Origin of the sequence: Rhodosalinus sp. (assembly GCF_041685465.1) — a bacterium.
Taxonomy (GTDB): domain Bacteria; phylum Pseudomonadota; class Alphaproteobacteria; order Rhodobacterales; family Rhodobacteraceae; genus Rhodosalinus.
In genome coordinates this window covers 1-13,945 of sequence record NZ_JAWLFS010000057.1, presented here as the reverse complement: position 1 = coordinate 13,945, position 13,945 = coordinate 1, and the positions used below count along the sequence as shown (strand labels likewise).

Genomic DNA, 13,945 nt, shown 5'->3' with positions numbered 1-13,945 from the left:
CGGATGCAGATGGCGTGCTATCCGGTGGTCGGCGATGTGCGGGCCAGGGGGCTGCTTACGGCGATGGATTTCGTCGCCGTCCGCGAGAGCCTCGCGCCGCTGCCGGGGCATCTGAACGCCGTCTCGCGCTTCGTCGAAATGGCCTGCGCCCGTGGCTCATCGTCTATTCCCGGTGCAGCCGGGGCGGCCACGCGGGCGATCACGTGCCCGTCGCGCCGCCACTCATCTTGACCGAGGCGCCGCTCGACGAGATCGAGGGCCTTCTGGAGGCCGCGATCGATGCGTTCAGCGCCGCCCACGCACCGCGCACCGCCTGATATCCGATGGCACCGATTCTCGTCACCTGCGCACTCACGGGGGCGATCCACATGACCCCGATGTCGCTGCACCTGCCGGTCACGCCGGACGAGATGGTGGCGCAGGGCACCGCCGCCGCGGCGCGCGATGGGGCGCCATCGTCCTCGTGCTCGCGGTCTACGACACGAGCCCGCGAGCCCGTGCTTTCTACGACCGGCTCGGCTTCGTGCCGATGGCCGGGGAGACACGGTTGCGGCTTGACACTGAGGCTTTCGACACGCTGAAAGGAAACGCATGAGAGCCATTCTCGACGACCGGCAGAGCGCGCACGCGCCGCAGTTCTTCATGGCAAACGGGGTCGCGCAGCCGAGCCCGGAGTGCCCCGAGCGCATCGAGCGCCTGCGCGCGGCGGCGGAGGCGGCGGGCTGCGCCTTCGAGGCGCCTGCGGATCACGGCATGGCGCCGATCGCGGCGGTGCACACGGCCGAATACCTCGACTTTCTGCGCAGCATCTATCCGCGCTGGCGCCGGATCGAGGGGGCGGGACCGGAGGTGATCCCGAACATCCATCCCGCCGCGCGCGGCGACGGTTACCCGAAATCCGCCGTCGGGCAGGCCGGCTATCATCAGGCCGACACCGCCTGTCCGATCGGGGAGCACACATGGGACTCCGCCTACTGGTCGGCACAGACGGCGGTAACGGGCGCGGGCGCGATCCTCGAGGGCGCGCGCGCGGTCTACGCGCTCGCCCGGCCGCCGGGGCACCACGCCTTCACCGACCTCGCCGGAGGCTTCTGCTTTCTCAACAACTCCGCCATCGCCGCCGAGCGGCTGCGCCGTGCCGGGCGCCGGCCGGCGATCCTCGACGTGGACGTGCACCACGGCAACGGCACGCAGGGCGTGTTCCACGCGCGCGGCGACGTGCTGACCGTCTCGATCCACGCCGACCCGGCGCGCTTCTACCCGTTCTTCTGGGGCCATGCGCAGGAACGCGGCGAGGGGGCAGGGCGCGGCGCGAACCTGAACCTGCCGCTCGCCCGGGGGACGGGCGACGAGGACTATCTCCGCACGCTCGACACCGCGCTCGCGCGGATCGACGCCTTCGGCTGTGACGCGCTCGTGGTGGCGCTGGGCCTCGATGCGCATGTCGCCGATCCCTTCCAGGGGCTCGCCGTGACCACGCCGGGCTTCCGCCGCATCACGCAGGCGATCGCGGCGGCGGGGCCGCCGGTGCTCTACGTTCAGGAAGGCGGCTACCTCTCGGACGATCTGGGCGCGAACCTGACCGCCGCGCTCGAGGGCGCACAGGGCTGAAGCGGGAAGGTCAGCCCGCCTTCCAGCCTTCATCGGGATGAGCGGGGGCGCCACCACGCTGCAGTCAGGCCCCATGTCGACGAGCCGGCGATACAGGCCATACCCGCGTGGGCCAGCTTCATGGCAGAACTGCAACCGGCCTGCGCCGGCCGCCAGTTTTTCCACCAGCCTGCGAAGATGATCCGCCCGATGCGGAACCGTGCCCCGGTGGCGGACCTCGCTGCCGCGCTCGCCCTGCGCACCCGCAACCGGGATCGTCGCCTTGCGGACATCAAGCGAGATCAAGGTGCCTGGCTTGTCGCTCTGCCCATTGCAGACGCTCGGCCTCCGCCACCCGGGCGCAACCCTCGAACGGAGAATGCCGCGGGAGAGGCCACAGCCCCAGTCAGGTCAGGGCCCGATCATGGGGGCTAGACGCCCAGATACCGGTCCGTCACCTCGCGGTCCATCGCGTCCAGGGTGCCCCGCCAGACGCTGCGCCCGCGCTCGAGGATCACGGCGCGGTCGGCGACGCGGGCGAGTTCCTTGAGCGACTTGTCCACCACGAGGAGCGCGAGGCCGGTGTCCGCCTTGAGCCGGGCGATCGCGGTCCAGATCTCCTGACGTACGACCGGCGCGAGGCCCTCGGTCGCCTCGTCGAGGATCAGGAGCCGCGGGTTGGTCATGAGCGCGCGGCCGATGGCGAGCATCTGCTGCTCGCCGCCCGACAGCGAGATGGCGCGCTGATCCCGCCGCTCGGCGAGGCGCGGGAAAAGCTCGGCCACCGATGCGAGATCCCACGCCCCCGGCCGCGCGGCGGCGAGCAGGTTCTCCTCCACCGTGAGCGGCGCGAAGCAGCGCCGCCCCTCGGGCACCAGCCCGACGCCGAGGCGTGCGACGCGGTGTGCGGGCAGTCGCGTGATGTCACGACCCTCGAAGGCGACGCGTCCCGCCCGCGCCGGCATCATGCCGCAGGCGACGCGGATCGTCGTCGTCTTGCCCATTCCGTTGCGGCCCATGAGCGCGACGACCTCGCCCTCGGCGACCTCCAGATCGACGCCGAAGAGCGCCTGGCTCGCGCCGTAGGCGGCCTCGATCCCCTCGAGCGCGAGAAGCGCCATCAGAGCGCCTCCGCGTCGTCGCCGAGGTAGGCGCGCCGCACCTCGGGGTTCGCGCGGATTTCCGCCACCGTGCCGGAGGCGATGATCTCGCCGTAGTCCAGAACGCTGATCCGGTCGGCCAGCGAAAAGACCGCGTCCATGTCGTGCTCCACCAGCAGGATCGGCGCCTCGTGGCGCAATTCGGCGAGAAACCGCGTCATCTCCGCCGCGCCCTCGGCGCCCATGCCGGCCATCGGCTCGTCGAGCAGGAAGGCGCGGGGCGCGAGCGCGAGCGCCATGGCGATCTCGAGCTTGCGCCGCTCGCCGTGGCTGAGGTCCTGCGCCCAGACGGCGAGACGGTCGGCGAGGCCCACGCGCGCGGCCGTGGCGCGCGCCGTCTCCGTCATATCCCGGTCGTTCAGAACGGCGCGGAAGAAGTGATAGGAGGCGCCCCGCGCCCCCTGCAAGGCCAGCACCACGTTCTGCAGCACCGTGAACTCCGGGATCACAGAGGAAATCTGGAAGCTCCGCCCCAGCCCCATCCGCGCGAGCGCGACGGTGCCGAGCGCCGTCACGTCCTGCCCGAGAAATCGGATCTCGCCCGCATCGGGCTGCATGTTGCCGGCGATCTGCTTGATGAGCGTGGATTTCCCGGCCCCGTTCGGCCCGATCAGCGCGTGAATCTCGCCCGGGTAAAGCGTCAGGTTGATGTCGTGGCTCGCCCGCAGCGCACCGAAGCTCTTGTGCACGTGGCGGACCTCGAGCACCGGCTCAGTCATGGGCCACCTCCCGCCCCGCGAGCGAGCCGATGAGCCCGCCGCGCGCGAAGAGCACGACGAGCAGGAGAAGCGCGCCCACGAAGGCCAGCCAGTAGTCGCTCACCCCGCCGAGCCAGTGTTCCAGCAGGATGAAGAGCGCCGCCCCCGCGACGGGGCCGTAGAGCCGCGCCACGCCGCCCAGGATCACGAGGATCATGATCTCGCCGCTGGTCTGCCAGCTGAACATCGTGGGGCCCACGAAGCGGTTGAGATCGGCCATCAGCGCGCCGGCGAGCCCGGTGATCATGCCCGAGATCACGAAAGCGGCCAGACGGATGCGGAAGGGGGTGATCCCCACCGTCTCCACCCGCTCGGCGTTCTGGCGCGAGGCCTTCAGCGCGAGGCCGAAGGGCGATCGCGCGATGCGCCAGCTGACGAAGATGCCCGCCATCAGCAGGACATAGCAGATCAGGAAGAACTGGATCGGGTCGAGCGTGTTCAGCCCCGGGAAATCGTTGCGGACGTAGATCGACATCCCGTCCTCGCCGCCGTACTTCGGCCAGCTCACGAAGAGGTAGTAGAACATCTGCCCGAAGGCGAGCGTCGCCATGATGAAATAGGCGCCCGAGGTGTGCAGCGTGAGCATCCCGATCAGAGCCGCCGCCAGGCCCGAGACGACGAGCGCGACGCCCCAGATCACCAGCATCTGGCTGGTGCCCTCGAAGACGAAGGGCCAGGTGAAGATCGGGTCGAAGGTCTGCGCGTGGAAAGCGAGAATCCCCATCGCGTAGCCGCCGAGCCCGAAGTAGGCCGCATGCCCGAAGGACACGAGCCCGCCGAGCCCCAGCGCGAGGTTCAGCCCCACCGCCGCGAGGGCGAGGATCGCGACACGGGTGGCCAGCGTGATGGTGAAGATCTCGCCCGTGACATGCGCCCAGAGCGGGATCGCCAGAAGCCCGATGGCGAGCGCGGCGTTGATGATCGTCTCGCGCCGCATCTCAGGCCGCCGCTCCGAAAAGCCCCTGCGGTCGCGCGATCAGCACGCCTGCCATCAGGATGTAGATCAGCATCGAGGCGAGCGCCGAGCCGACGGTCGTCGCCGCCGAGGCCTCCATCACCGTGCCGAAGGCGATGGGCAGCATCGTGCGGCCCAGCGTGTCGATCAGCCCGACGAGCAGCGCGCCGACGAAGGCCCCCTTGATCGAGCCGATGCCGCCGATGATGATCGTGACGAAGGCGAGGATCAGCACCGGCTCGCCCATGCCGACCTCGACCGACTGGATGGCCCCGACGAGCGCGCCGGCCATCCCGGCGAGCGCCGCGCCGAGGGCGAAGACCACCGTATAGAGCTTCGAGATATCGACGCCGAGCGCCCCGATCATCTCGCGGTCGGCCTCGCCCGCGCGGATCTGGATGCCCAGCCGCGTGCGCGAGATCAGCCAGAACAGAAACGCCGCGACGCCAAGCCCCATCCCGATGATGAAGAGGCGGTAAAGGGGATACTGGATTCCGCCGGGCAGCGTCACCGACCCCGACAGCATCGCCGGAATGTCGAGGTAGAGCGGGAAGGAGCCGAAGAGCCAGCGCGTGCCCTCGGAAAAGATCAGGATCAGCGCGAAGGTCGCGAGCACCTGATCGAGGTGGTCGCGCCGGTAGAGCCGGCGGATCACGACGATCTCGACGATCGCGCCGGCCATCGCCGCCGCCGCGAGGCTCGCGATCAGCCCGAGGAGGAAACTGCCTGTCGCCGCCGCGACGGTCGCTGCCGCGAAGGCGCCCACCATGTAGAGCGAGCCATGCGCGAGGTTGATGAGCCCCATGACCCCGAAGACGAGCGTCAGCCCGGCGGCCATCAGGAACAGCATCACCCCGAACTGAAGGCCGTTCAGCACCTGTTCGATGAAGAGAATGGTCGTCATCGTCCCCTCGCGCGCGTCACGCGTGATGCGGCCGCGGCGGCGGTCCGGCCGCCGCGGTGCCCCTGCGCGGGCGCGCCGCGGGATCGTCCCGCGGCGCGCGACGGATCAGAGATCGCAGTCCGCGCCGTAGGCGTCCTGATGGTCCTGCAGGCTCGGCCCCACGACGACGTTGGTCCAGACGCCGTCCTGCTCGACCACCTCGCGGACGTAGATGTCCTGGATCGGGTGCTGGTTGGGCGCGAAGCGGAACTCGCCGCGCACGCTCTCGAACTCGGCCGCGCGCAGCGCTTCGCGGAAGGCGTCGGCGTCCGAGACCTCGGCCGTCTCCATGGCCGAGAGCAGGAGCTGCGCGGCGTCGTAGCCCTGCGCGGCGTACATCGAGGGCGTGCGGTCGTAGGCGTCCCGGAAGCCCTCGACGAAGCGCGCGTTGGCGTCGTTGTCGAGGTCGGGCGACCACTCGGATGTGTTGCGCACCCCCGCCGCGGCATCGCCCACGGCCGGCAGGATCGTCTGGTCGAAGCTGAAGCCCGGCCCGATCAAGGGAATATCCACGCCCGCGTCGGCATACTGCTTGAGGAAGGAGATCCCCATGCCGCCCGGCAGGAAGAAATAGGCGACGTCGGCCTCGGAGGCGCGGATCTGCGCGATCTCGGCGGCGTAATCCGACTGGCCGAGCTTTGTGTAGACCTCCGAGAGCACCTCGCCCTCGTAGAAGCGCTTGAAGCCGGTCAGCCCGTCCTGCCCGGCCGGGTAGTTGGGCGCCATGATGAAGGCGCTTTCGTAGCCTTCGTCGTTGGCGTGCGCGCCGGCGGCCTCGTGCATCGCGTCGTTCTGCCAGGCGACGTTGAAGTAGTTCTCGTGACAGCCCCGCCCGGCAAGCTGCGAGGGGCCGGCGTTGGGCGAGACGTAGAACTTGCCCTGATTGACGGCCGAGGGCACCACGGCGAGCGCGATGTTCGAAAAGACGATGCCCGTGAGCACGTCCACCCCCTCGCGCTGGATCAGCTCGTCGGCGACCTGCACCGCGATCTCGGGCTTGCGCTGATCATCCTCGACGATGACCTCGACATTGTCGGCGCCGGCCTGGTCGATGGCGAGCAGGAAACCGTCGCGGATGTCCACGCCGAGGCCGGCGCCACCCCCCGAAAGCGTGCTCAAGAGCCCCACCTTGAGATCCGCCGCCTGCGCCGTGGCGGCGAGCGCCAGCGTGCAGGTGCCGGCGAGCAGAGTGCGTGCGATTGTCATGGCGACCTCCCGTTCGTTGTCGTGACGCGCGCGTTGCCCGGCGTCCTGCGCGCGACCTTCCGCCGCGGAACGGGCGGCGTCAAGACAGAACGGCGGTCGCCTCTATCTCCACGAGCGCCGCGTCTTCCACGAGGGCGGCGACGACCACCATGGTCATGGCCGGGAAGTGGTAGCCCATCACCGAGCGGTAGACGCGCCCCATTTCCTTCTGCCTGGCGAGATACTCGCGCTTGTCCGTGACATACCAGGTCAGCCGCGCGATATCCTCCACCGTGCCGCCAGCGGCCTCGACAACGTCGCGGATGTTCTTCAGCGCCTGCTCGCACTGCCCGAGGAAATCATGGGCCTCGAAAACCTGATCGGCGGTCCATCCGATCTGCCCGCCGACGAACAGAACGCGCCCCTCGGCCACCATGCCGTTCGCGTAGCCCTTGGCCGGCTTCCATCCCTCGGGCTGTACCGTGATCGCGGCCATGCGCGCCTCCTGTGCTCCGGTCGGTCCCGGCAAGATTGCCCCTTGCCGGATTATCTTTCAAGCCTAAAACTTCAGGCTTGAAATAACAGGTCGCGGGTGGCAGGCTCACCCGGCAAGCCAGAGGGAGTTGCGAGCATGAAGATCATCTGTCTCGGCGGAGGCCCCGCAGGGCTCTATTTCGCGATCAGCATGAAGCTGCGCGACCCCTCGCACGAGATCACGGTGCTCGAGCGCAACCGCGCCAACGACACCTTCGGCTGGGGCGTCGTGCTGTCCGACGATGCGCTGTCGCGGCTCGAGACGAACGACCCGACGAGCGCCGAGGCGATCCGGTCGAACTTCGCCTACTGGGACGACATCGCCGTCGTGAAGGAGGGCACCCGCGTCGTCTCGGGCGGGCACGGTTTCGCCGGCATCGGGCGCAAGAAGCTTCTGGTCCTTCTGCAGGAGCGCGCCCGCGAGCTCGGCATCGACCTGCAGTTCCAGACCGAGTTCGAGACGGCGGAGGACTACCGCAAGCGCTACGATCTGGTCGTCGCGGCCGACGGGCTGAACTCGAGGGTGCGCCAGGAATACGAGGAGATCTTCCAGCCCGACATCGACGTGCGCAAGTGCAAGTTCGTCTGGCTCGGCACGCACCAGAAGTTCGACGACGCCTTCACCTTCATCTTCGAGAAGACCGAGCACGGCTGGATATGGGCGCATGCCTACCAGTTCGACGAGGACACGGCGACCTTCATCGTCGAGTGCACGCAGGAGACATGGGACAGCTTCGGCTTCGAGGGCATGTCCAAGGAGGAGATCGTGGACACCTGCACCGAGGTGTTCGCCGATCACCTCGGTGGACACGCGCTGATGTCCAACGCGGCGCATCTGCGGGGTGCGGCGGTCTGGATGAACTTCCCGCGGGTGATCTGCGGCCAGTGGTACCACGAAAACGTCGTGCTGATGGGCGACGCGGCGGCGACCGGGCACTTCTCCATCGGGTCGGGCACGCGCCTCGCCATGGACAGCGCCATCGCGCTGGCCGACTACCTGCACTCCGAGCCCACGCTGGAAGCGGCCTTCGAGCGCTACCAGGAGGAGCGCCGCGTCGAGGTGATGCGTCTTCAGTCGGCCGCGCGCAACTCGCTCGAATGGTTCGAGGAAGTGGAGCGCTACCTCGATTTCGATCCCGTGCAGTTCAACTATTCGCTGCTGACCCGCAGCCAGCGGATCAGCCACGAGAACCTGCGCCTGCGCGATCCCGACTGGCTGCGCGAGGCGGAGGAATGGTTCCAGCGGCAGGCCGGCAACAACGGCAGCCACCGCGCGCCCATGTTCGCGCCCTTCCGGCTGCGCGACATGCGGCTCAAGAACCGGGTCGTCGTCTCGCCCATGGCGCAGTACAAGGCCGTCGACGGTTGCCCGACCGACTGGCACTTCGTGCACTACGCCGAACGCGCCAAGGGCGGCGCGGGCCTCGTCTACACGGAAATGACCTGTGTCTCGCCCGAGGGGCGGATCACGCCGGGCTGCCCGGGCCTCTACGCGCCCGAGCACGAGGCGGCCTGGACGCGGCTGGTGGACTTCGTGCACGCCGAGACCGAGGCGAAGGTCTGCATGCAGATCGGGCACGCAGGCCGCAAGGGCTCCACCCAGCTCGGCTGGCACGAGATGGACGCGCCGCTCAAGGAGGGCAACTGGCCGATCATGTCGGCCTCACCCATCCCGTGGTCGGAGCGCAATCAGGTGCCGAAGGAGATGGACCGCGCCGACATGGACAGGGTGCGCGACCAGTTCGTGGCCGCCACGCAGATGGCCGCGCGCTGCGGCTTCGACATGGTCGAGCTGCATGCCGCGCACGGCTACCTGATCTCGTCCTTCATCTCGCCGCTGTCGAACCTGCGCAGCGACGACTACGGGGGCTCCCTCGAGAACCGGATGCGCTACCCGCTGGAGGTGCTGTGCGCCATGCGCGACGTCTGGCCGGAGGACAAGCCGATGTCGGTGCGCATCTCGGCCTCGGACTGGGCCGCGGGCGGCGTCGACGGCTCCGAGGCGGTCGAGATCGCCCGGATGTTCCGCGAGGCGGGCGTCGACATGGTGGACGTCTCGGCGGGACAGACCACCACCGAGGCGAAGCCGGTCTACGGGCGCATGTTCCAGACGCCCTTCTCGGACCGCGTGCGCAACGAGATCGGAATGCCGACGATGGCGGTGGGCAACATCTACGAGCCCGATCACGTCAACTCGATCCTGATGGCGGGGCGCGCGGATCTGGTGGCGCTGGCGCGGCCGCATCTGGCCGATCCCTACTGGACGCTGCACGCCGCGGCAGCCCTCGGCGACAGCGAGGAACGCTGGCCCGACCCCTACCTCGCCGGGCAGAGCCAGCTCATGCGCCTCGCCGAGCGCGGCGAGGGGATGGGCATCCGGGTATGACCCTCGCGGGGCGTAGCGCGATCGTCACCGGCGGCGGTTCGGGCCTCGGCGCCGATCTCGCCCGTGGCCTCGCGGAGGCCGGCGCGACCGTCTGGATCGCGGGCCGGCGCATGGAGGCGCTGGAGCGGGTGGCCGACGGCCACCACGCCCTGCGGCCCGTGCACTGCGACGTGACCGATCCGGCCTCGGTCGCCGCCATGTTCGAGGCGGCCGGCACCCCCGAGATCGTGATCGCGAATGCAGGCGCGGCCGACAGCGCGCCGCTCCACCGCACCGACGACGCGCTCTGGGACAGGATGCTGGCGGTCAACCTGACCGGCACGTTCTACACGCTCCGGGAAGGCTGGACACGGCTCCGCAAGGCCGAGTGGGGGCGCCTGATCGCCGTGGCCTCGACCTCGGGCCTGAAGGGCTACCCCTACGTCACCGCCTACACCGCCGCGAAGCATGGCGTGGTCGGGCTGGTGCGCGCCACGGCGCTCGAGGCGGCGCGATCCGGCGTCACCGTCAACGCCCTCTGCCCCGGGTTCCTGGAGACGGAGATGACCGACCGCAGCGTCGCTAACATCGTGGACAAGACCGGCATGAGCGACGTGGAGGCGCGCGCGGAACTCGCGAAGAACAGCCCGCAGAAGCGGCTGATCCGGACCGGGGAAGTGACCGCCGCCGCGCTCTGGCTCTGCGGGCCGGGCTCGGAGGGGGTCACCGGACAGGCGATCTCGATTTCCGGGGGCGAAACATGAGCGCGCCGGAGCCGAGGACGCCCGACAGGGCGGAGGAGGCGGCGCCCGTCTCGAAACAGCGCCTGCGGCTCTGGCTGCGGATGCTGGAGGCGACGCGCGCCATCGAGGCGCGCCTGCGCGACGAGCTGCGCACCGAGCACGACAGCACGCTGCCCCGCTTCGACGTCCTCGCCGCCCTCTATCGCCGGCCCGACGGGCTGCGCATGAGCGAGCTGTCGGCGATGCTCAAGGTCTCCAACGGCAACGTCACCGGCATCGTCGAACGGCTTGCCGGCGAGGGCTACCTGGAACGCCTGCCCGTGGAAGGCGACCGCCGCGCGATGCGCGTGCGCCTGACCGAGGCCGGCCGCGCGCGGTTCGCCGGAATGGCCGCCTGGCACGAGGCACGCGTGGACGATCTGCTCGGAAACATAGACGCCGAGGAGCTCGATCCCGCGATCGCGCTTCTCGCACGCATCGGGAGGGACGGGAATGACCGAGATGGCGGGGCTTGAGCCCCAGCACTTCGAGTGGACATGGGATGCGCGGGTGGCGGTGATCCGGCTGAGCCGCCCGGAGCGCAAGAACCCTCTCACCTTCGAGAGTTACGCGGAGCTTCGCGACACCTTCCGCGCCATGGCCTACGCGACGGACGTGGACGCGGTCGTCTTCGCCCCGAACACGGGCAATTTCTCGTCCGGCGGCGACGTGCACGACATCATCGGTCCGCTCACCGAGATGGACATGAAGGACCTGCTCGCCTTCACGCGCATGACCGGCGATCTGGTCAAGGCGATGCTGCACTGCGGCAAGCCCGTCGTCGCGGCGGTGGACGGGATCTGCGCCGGGGCGGGGGCGATCGTGGCGATGGCCTCCGACCTGCGCCTTGGCACGCCCGAGGCGAAGACGGCGTTCCTGTTCACCAAGGTGGGCCTTGCCGGCTGCGACATGGGCGCCTGCGCGATGCTGCCGCGGATCATCGGGCAGGGCCGCGCGGCCGAGCTCCTCTACACCGGGCGCGCGATGTCGGCCGAGGAAGGGCTGAACTGGGGCTTCTTCAACGCGCTCCATCCCGGCGACCGGGTCGAGGCCGAGGCGCTGGCACTGGCGAAGAAGATCGCGGCGGGGCCGACCTTCGCGCAGATGATGACCAAGACCCAGCTCAATCAGGAATGGTCGATGGGTCTCGATCAGGCGATCGAGGCGGAAGCGCAGGCGCAGGCGATCTGCATGCAGACCGAGGACTTCCGGCGTGCCTACCGCGCCTTCGTGGCGAAGGAAAAGCCGGTCTTCGAAGGGGACTGACGGTGTCGGGCGCGTTCTGACGAACGCGCCGGGGGAAAAACCTTGGGCAAGGTTTTTCCGCCTCCGGCGGGGATATTTGGACCAAGAAGAAGGGGCGCGCGGATGCCCGATCGCAGTTTTCTCGACTGGCCGTTCTTCGAGGAGCGCCACCGCGAGCTGGCCGAGGCGCTCGACGACTGGGCGGCGCGCCACCTGCCGGCGGATCACGCCGATATCGACGCGGCCTGCCGCGGGCTCGTCACCGATCTGGGCCGGGCCGGTTTTCTGCGCCACTCCGGCGCGGCGGAGGGCGAGACGCTCGACCTGCGCACGCTCTGCCTGATCCGCGAGACGCTGGCGCGCCACGACGGGCTCGCCGATTTCGCCTTCGCCATGCAGGGTCTCGGGATGGGGGCGGTGTCGCTCTTCGGCAGTCCCGAGCAGCGCGCCTGGCTCGAGCGCACCCGCGCGGGGGAGGCCATCGCGGCCTTCGCGCTGACCGAGCCAGCCTCGGGCTCGGACGTGGCCAACACCGCGATGACGGCCGTGGCTGAGGGCGACGGCTGGCGGCTCGACGGTGAGAAGACCTGGATCTCCAACGGCGGCATCGCCGACGTCTACACCGTCGTCGCGCGCACCGGCGAAGCGCCGGGCGCCAAGGGGCTCTCGGCCTTCCTCGTGCCGGCGGACACGCCGGGCCTCGGCGTGGCCGAGCGGCTTGAGGTCATGGCGCCGCATCCCCTCGCCCGGATCTCCTTCGATGGCGTGACGCTGCCCGCCGAGGCCAGGATCGGCGCAGGCGGGCGCGGCTTCGCCATCGCCATGTCTGTGCTCGACGTCTTCCGCGCGACCGTGGGCGCCGCCGCGCTCGGCTTCGCGCGCCGTGCGCTCGACGAGGCGGTGCACCGGGTGCAGAGCCGCGAGGTCGGCGGGCAGAAGCTCGCCGAGCTGCAGATGGTGCAGGGCCACATCGCGGAGATGGCGCTCGGCGTCGATGCCTCCGCCCTTCTCGTCTACCGCGCCGCCTGGACCAAGGACATGGGCGCGGCGCGGGTGAGCCGCGAGGCGGCGATGGCCAAGCTCCACGCCACGGAGACCGCGCAGGGCGTGATCGACAAGGCCGTGCAGCTGCACGGCGGCGACGGGGTGCGAACGGGCGAGACGGTCGAGAGCCTTTACCGCGAGATCCGCGCGCTCCGGATTTACGAGGGCGCGAGCGACGTGCAGAAAATCATCATCGCGCGCCAGACCATGGGCTGACGGGGATCGGAGCGGGCGCGCCAACGGGGAGGATCACGCAATGAGCGTCACCGGACTTGGCCCCTCGGGGCACGAGGATACCTTCGCCCGCGACACTCTCCCGCCCGTCGAGGAGTGGCCGGAGCTCAGGCTCGGGAACTTCGACTATCCCGAGTGGCTGAACGTCGGCGTCGAGCTGACCGACCGCATGGTCGAGCGCGGCTTCGGCGATCGCACGGCGCTGATCGGCAACGGGCGCCGGCGCACCTACAAGGAGCTCGCCGACTGGACCAACCGTCTCGCCCGAACGCTGGTGGAAGATTACGGCGTGCGGCCCGGCAACCGCGTTCTGATCCGCTCGGCCAACAACCCGGCGATGGTCGCCTGCTGGCTCGCCGCGACGAAGGCGGGCGCGGTCGTGGTCAACACCATGCCGATGCTGCGCGCCGGCGAACTCGGTCAGATCGTGGACAAGGCCGAGATCGCGCTGGCGCTCTGCGACACGCGGCTGATGGACGATCTGGTGACCTGCGCCAAGGACTCGCGCACGCTGAAGACGGTGGTGGGCTTCGACGGCACCGCCAACCACGACGCGGAGCTCGACCGCGCGGCGCTCGACAAGCCCGTGACGTTCGAGGCCGCGCGGACGGGTCGTGACGACGTGGCGCTTCTGGGCTTCACCTCCGGCACGACCGGCCAGCCCAAGGCGACGATGCATTTCCACCGCGACATCCTGATCATAGCGGACGGCTACGCGCGCGAGGTGCTGCAGGTCACGCCGGACGACATCTTCGTGGGCTCGCCGCCGCTGGCCTTCACCTTCGGTCTCGGGGGGCTCGCGGTCTTTCCGCTGCGCTTCGGGGCGGCGGCCGCGCTTCTGGAGACCGCCTCGCCCCCCAACCTGATCGAGATCATCGAGCGCTACCGCGCGACCGTCTGTTTCACCGCGCCCACCGCCTATCTCGCCATGCTGCGCGCGATGGAGGACGGGGCGGACCTGTCGAGCCTGCGCTGCGCCGTCTCGGCGGGCGAGACGCTGCCCGCCCCCGTCTTCGAGGACTGGATGCGCCGCACGGGCAAGCCGCTCCTCGACGGGATCGGGGCGACCGAGATGCTGCACATCTTCATCTCGAACCGGCTGGGCGACGCGAAACCCGCCTGCACCGGCTTCCCGGTCACCGGCTACGAG

The 13,945-nt window shown here is 69.7% G+C and carries 14 protein-coding genes and 1 pseudogene; 9 read left to right on the top strand and 6 right to left on the bottom strand.

Annotated features, from left to right (window positions below; all coding sequences use genetic code 11):
- From ACESL7_RS05785 to ACESL7_RS05775, 3 genes and pseudogenes are all read left to right on the top strand, one after another.
- Window positions 1-231, top strand: a pseudogene (locus ACESL7_RS05785) (hypothetical protein); the annotation flags it as partial.
- Between the two features lie 92 nt (window positions 232-323).
- A complete protein-coding gene (locus ACESL7_RS05780; RefSeq protein WP_372892354.1) occupies window positions 324-581 on the top strand; it encodes a 3-keto-5-aminohexanoate cleavage protein in 258 nt (85 codons plus the stop codon).
- A 10-nt stretch (window positions 582-591) separates the two neighbouring features.
- Window positions 592-1,611 (top strand): histone deacetylase family protein, encoded by a 1,020-nt coding sequence (locus tag ACESL7_RS05775; RefSeq protein ID WP_372892352.1) that lies wholly within the window; start codon window positions 592-594, stop codon window positions 1,609-1,611.
- A 410-nt stretch (window positions 1,612-2,021) separates the two neighbouring features.
- Here ACESL7_RS05775 and ACESL7_RS05770 read toward each other — a convergent pair whose 3' ends face one another.
- From ACESL7_RS05770 to ACESL7_RS05745, 6 genes are all read right to left on the bottom strand, one after another.
- Window positions 2,022-2,711: an ABC transporter ATP-binding protein gene (locus ACESL7_RS05770; RefSeq protein WP_372892350.1), complete on the bottom strand. Its 690-nt coding sequence runs from the start codon at window positions 2,709-2,711 to the stop codon at window positions 2,022-2,024.
- A complete protein-coding gene (locus tag ACESL7_RS05765; RefSeq protein WP_372892348.1) occupies window positions 2,711-3,469 on the bottom strand; it encodes an ABC transporter ATP-binding protein in 759 nt (252 codons plus the stop codon). Before ACESL7_RS05765 ends, ACESL7_RS05770 begins: the two co-directional genes overlap by 1 nt.
- Window positions 3,462-4,445 carry a branched-chain amino acid ABC transporter permease gene (locus ACESL7_RS05760; RefSeq protein ID WP_372892346.1) on the bottom strand — a complete coding sequence of 328 codons (984 nt, stop codon included), beginning with the start codon at window positions 4,443-4,445 and terminating at the stop codon, window positions 3,462-3,464. The genes ACESL7_RS05765 and ACESL7_RS05760 overlap by 8 nt, the downstream gene beginning before the upstream one ends.
- 1 nt (window position 4,446) lies before the next feature.
- Window positions 4,447-5,367 carry a branched-chain amino acid ABC transporter permease gene (locus ACESL7_RS05755; RefSeq protein ID WP_372892344.1) on the bottom strand — a complete coding sequence of 307 codons (921 nt, stop codon included), beginning with the start codon at window positions 5,365-5,367 and terminating at the stop codon, window positions 4,447-4,449.
- Window positions 5,368-5,472: 105 nt separating this feature from the next.
- Window positions 5,473-6,612: an ABC transporter substrate-binding protein gene (locus ACESL7_RS05750; RefSeq protein ID WP_372892342.1), complete on the bottom strand. Its 1,140-nt coding sequence runs from the start codon at window positions 6,610-6,612 to the stop codon at window positions 5,473-5,475.
- 79 nt (window positions 6,613-6,691) lie between these two features.
- Window positions 6,692-7,087 carry a RidA family protein gene (locus ACESL7_RS05745; RefSeq protein ID WP_372892340.1) on the bottom strand — a complete coding sequence of 132 codons (396 nt, stop codon included), beginning with the start codon at window positions 7,085-7,087 and terminating at the stop codon, window positions 6,692-6,694.
- A 135-nt stretch (window positions 7,088-7,222) separates the two neighbouring features.
- On the opposite strand from ACESL7_RS05745, the gene ACESL7_RS05740 reads away from it, so the two are divergent.
- The 6 genes from ACESL7_RS05740 to ACESL7_RS05715 all read left to right on the top strand — a co-directional run.
- Window positions 7,223-9,511, top strand: coding sequence for a bifunctional salicylyl-CoA 5-hydroxylase/oxidoreductase (locus ACESL7_RS05740; RefSeq protein ID WP_372892338.1), 2,289 nt, complete (start codon window positions 7,223-7,225; stop codon window positions 9,509-9,511).
- Window positions 9,508-10,254, top strand: coding sequence for an SDR family NAD(P)-dependent oxidoreductase (locus ACESL7_RS05735; protein ID WP_372892336.1), 747 nt, complete (start codon window positions 9,508-9,510; stop codon window positions 10,252-10,254). Before ACESL7_RS05740 ends, ACESL7_RS05735 begins: the two co-directional genes overlap by 4 nt.
- A complete protein-coding gene (locus ACESL7_RS05730; RefSeq protein WP_372892334.1) occupies window positions 10,251-10,748 on the top strand; it encodes a MarR family winged helix-turn-helix transcriptional regulator in 498 nt (165 codons plus the stop codon). The genes ACESL7_RS05735 and ACESL7_RS05730 overlap by 4 nt, the downstream gene beginning before the upstream one ends.
- A complete protein-coding gene (locus ACESL7_RS05725; protein ID WP_372892332.1) occupies window positions 10,726-11,538 on the top strand; it encodes an enoyl-CoA hydratase family protein in 813 nt (270 codons plus the stop codon). The genes ACESL7_RS05730 and ACESL7_RS05725 overlap by 23 nt, the downstream gene beginning before the upstream one ends.
- Before the next feature lie 102 nt (window positions 11,539-11,640).
- A complete protein-coding gene (locus tag ACESL7_RS05720) occupies window positions 11,641-12,777 on the top strand; it encodes an acyl-CoA dehydrogenase family protein (RefSeq protein ID WP_372892330.1) in 1,137 nt (378 codons plus the stop codon).
- A gap of 40 nt (window positions 12,778-12,817) precedes the next feature.
- Window positions 12,818-13,945: AMP-binding protein (locus ACESL7_RS05715; RefSeq protein ID WP_372892328.1), on the top strand; the 1,128-nt coding region annotated here is incomplete at its 3' end.

Coding starts and splice junctions, on each gene's coding strand:
- ACESL7_RS05780 (WP_372892354.1), top strand. CDS start 324: ATGGCACCGATTCTCGTCACCTGCGCACTCACGGGGGCGATCCACATG.
- ACESL7_RS05775 (WP_372892352.1), top strand. CDS start 592: ATGAGAGCCATTCTCGACGACCGGCAGAGCGCGCACGCGCCGCAGTTC.
- ACESL7_RS05770 (WP_372892350.1), bottom strand. CDS start 2,711: ATGGCGCTTCTCGCGCTCGAGGGGATCGAGGCCGCCTACGGCGCGAGC.
- ACESL7_RS05765 (WP_372892348.1), bottom strand. CDS start 3,469: ATGACTGAGCCGGTGCTCGAGGTCCGCCACGTGCACAAGAGCTTCGGT.
- ACESL7_RS05760 (WP_372892346.1), bottom strand. CDS start 4,445: ATGCGGCGCGAGACGATCATCAACGCCGCGCTCGCCATCGGGCTTCTG.
- ACESL7_RS05755 (WP_372892344.1), bottom strand. CDS start 5,367: ATGACGACCATTCTCTTCATCGAACAGGTGCTGAACGGCCTTCAGTTC.
- ACESL7_RS05750 (WP_372892342.1), bottom strand. CDS start 6,612: ATGACAATCGCACGCACTCTGCTCGCCGGCACCTGCACGCTGGCGCTC.
- ACESL7_RS05745 (WP_372892340.1), bottom strand. CDS start 7,087: ATGGCCGCGATCACGGTACAGCCCGAGGGATGGAAGCCGGCCAAGGGC.
- ACESL7_RS05740 (WP_372892338.1), top strand. CDS start 7,223: ATGAAGATCATCTGTCTCGGCGGAGGCCCCGCAGGGCTCTATTTCGCG.
- ACESL7_RS05735 (WP_372892336.1), top strand. CDS start 9,508: ATGACCCTCGCGGGGCGTAGCGCGATCGTCACCGGCGGCGGTTCGGGC.
- ACESL7_RS05730 (WP_372892334.1), top strand. CDS start 10,251: ATGAGCGCGCCGGAGCCGAGGACGCCCGACAGGGCGGAGGAGGCGGCG.
- ACESL7_RS05725 (WP_372892332.1), top strand. CDS start 10,726: ATGACCGAGATGGCGGGGCTTGAGCCCCAGCACTTCGAGTGGACATGG.
- ACESL7_RS05720 (WP_372892330.1), top strand. CDS start 11,641: ATGCCCGATCGCAGTTTTCTCGACTGGCCGTTCTTCGAGGAGCGCCAC.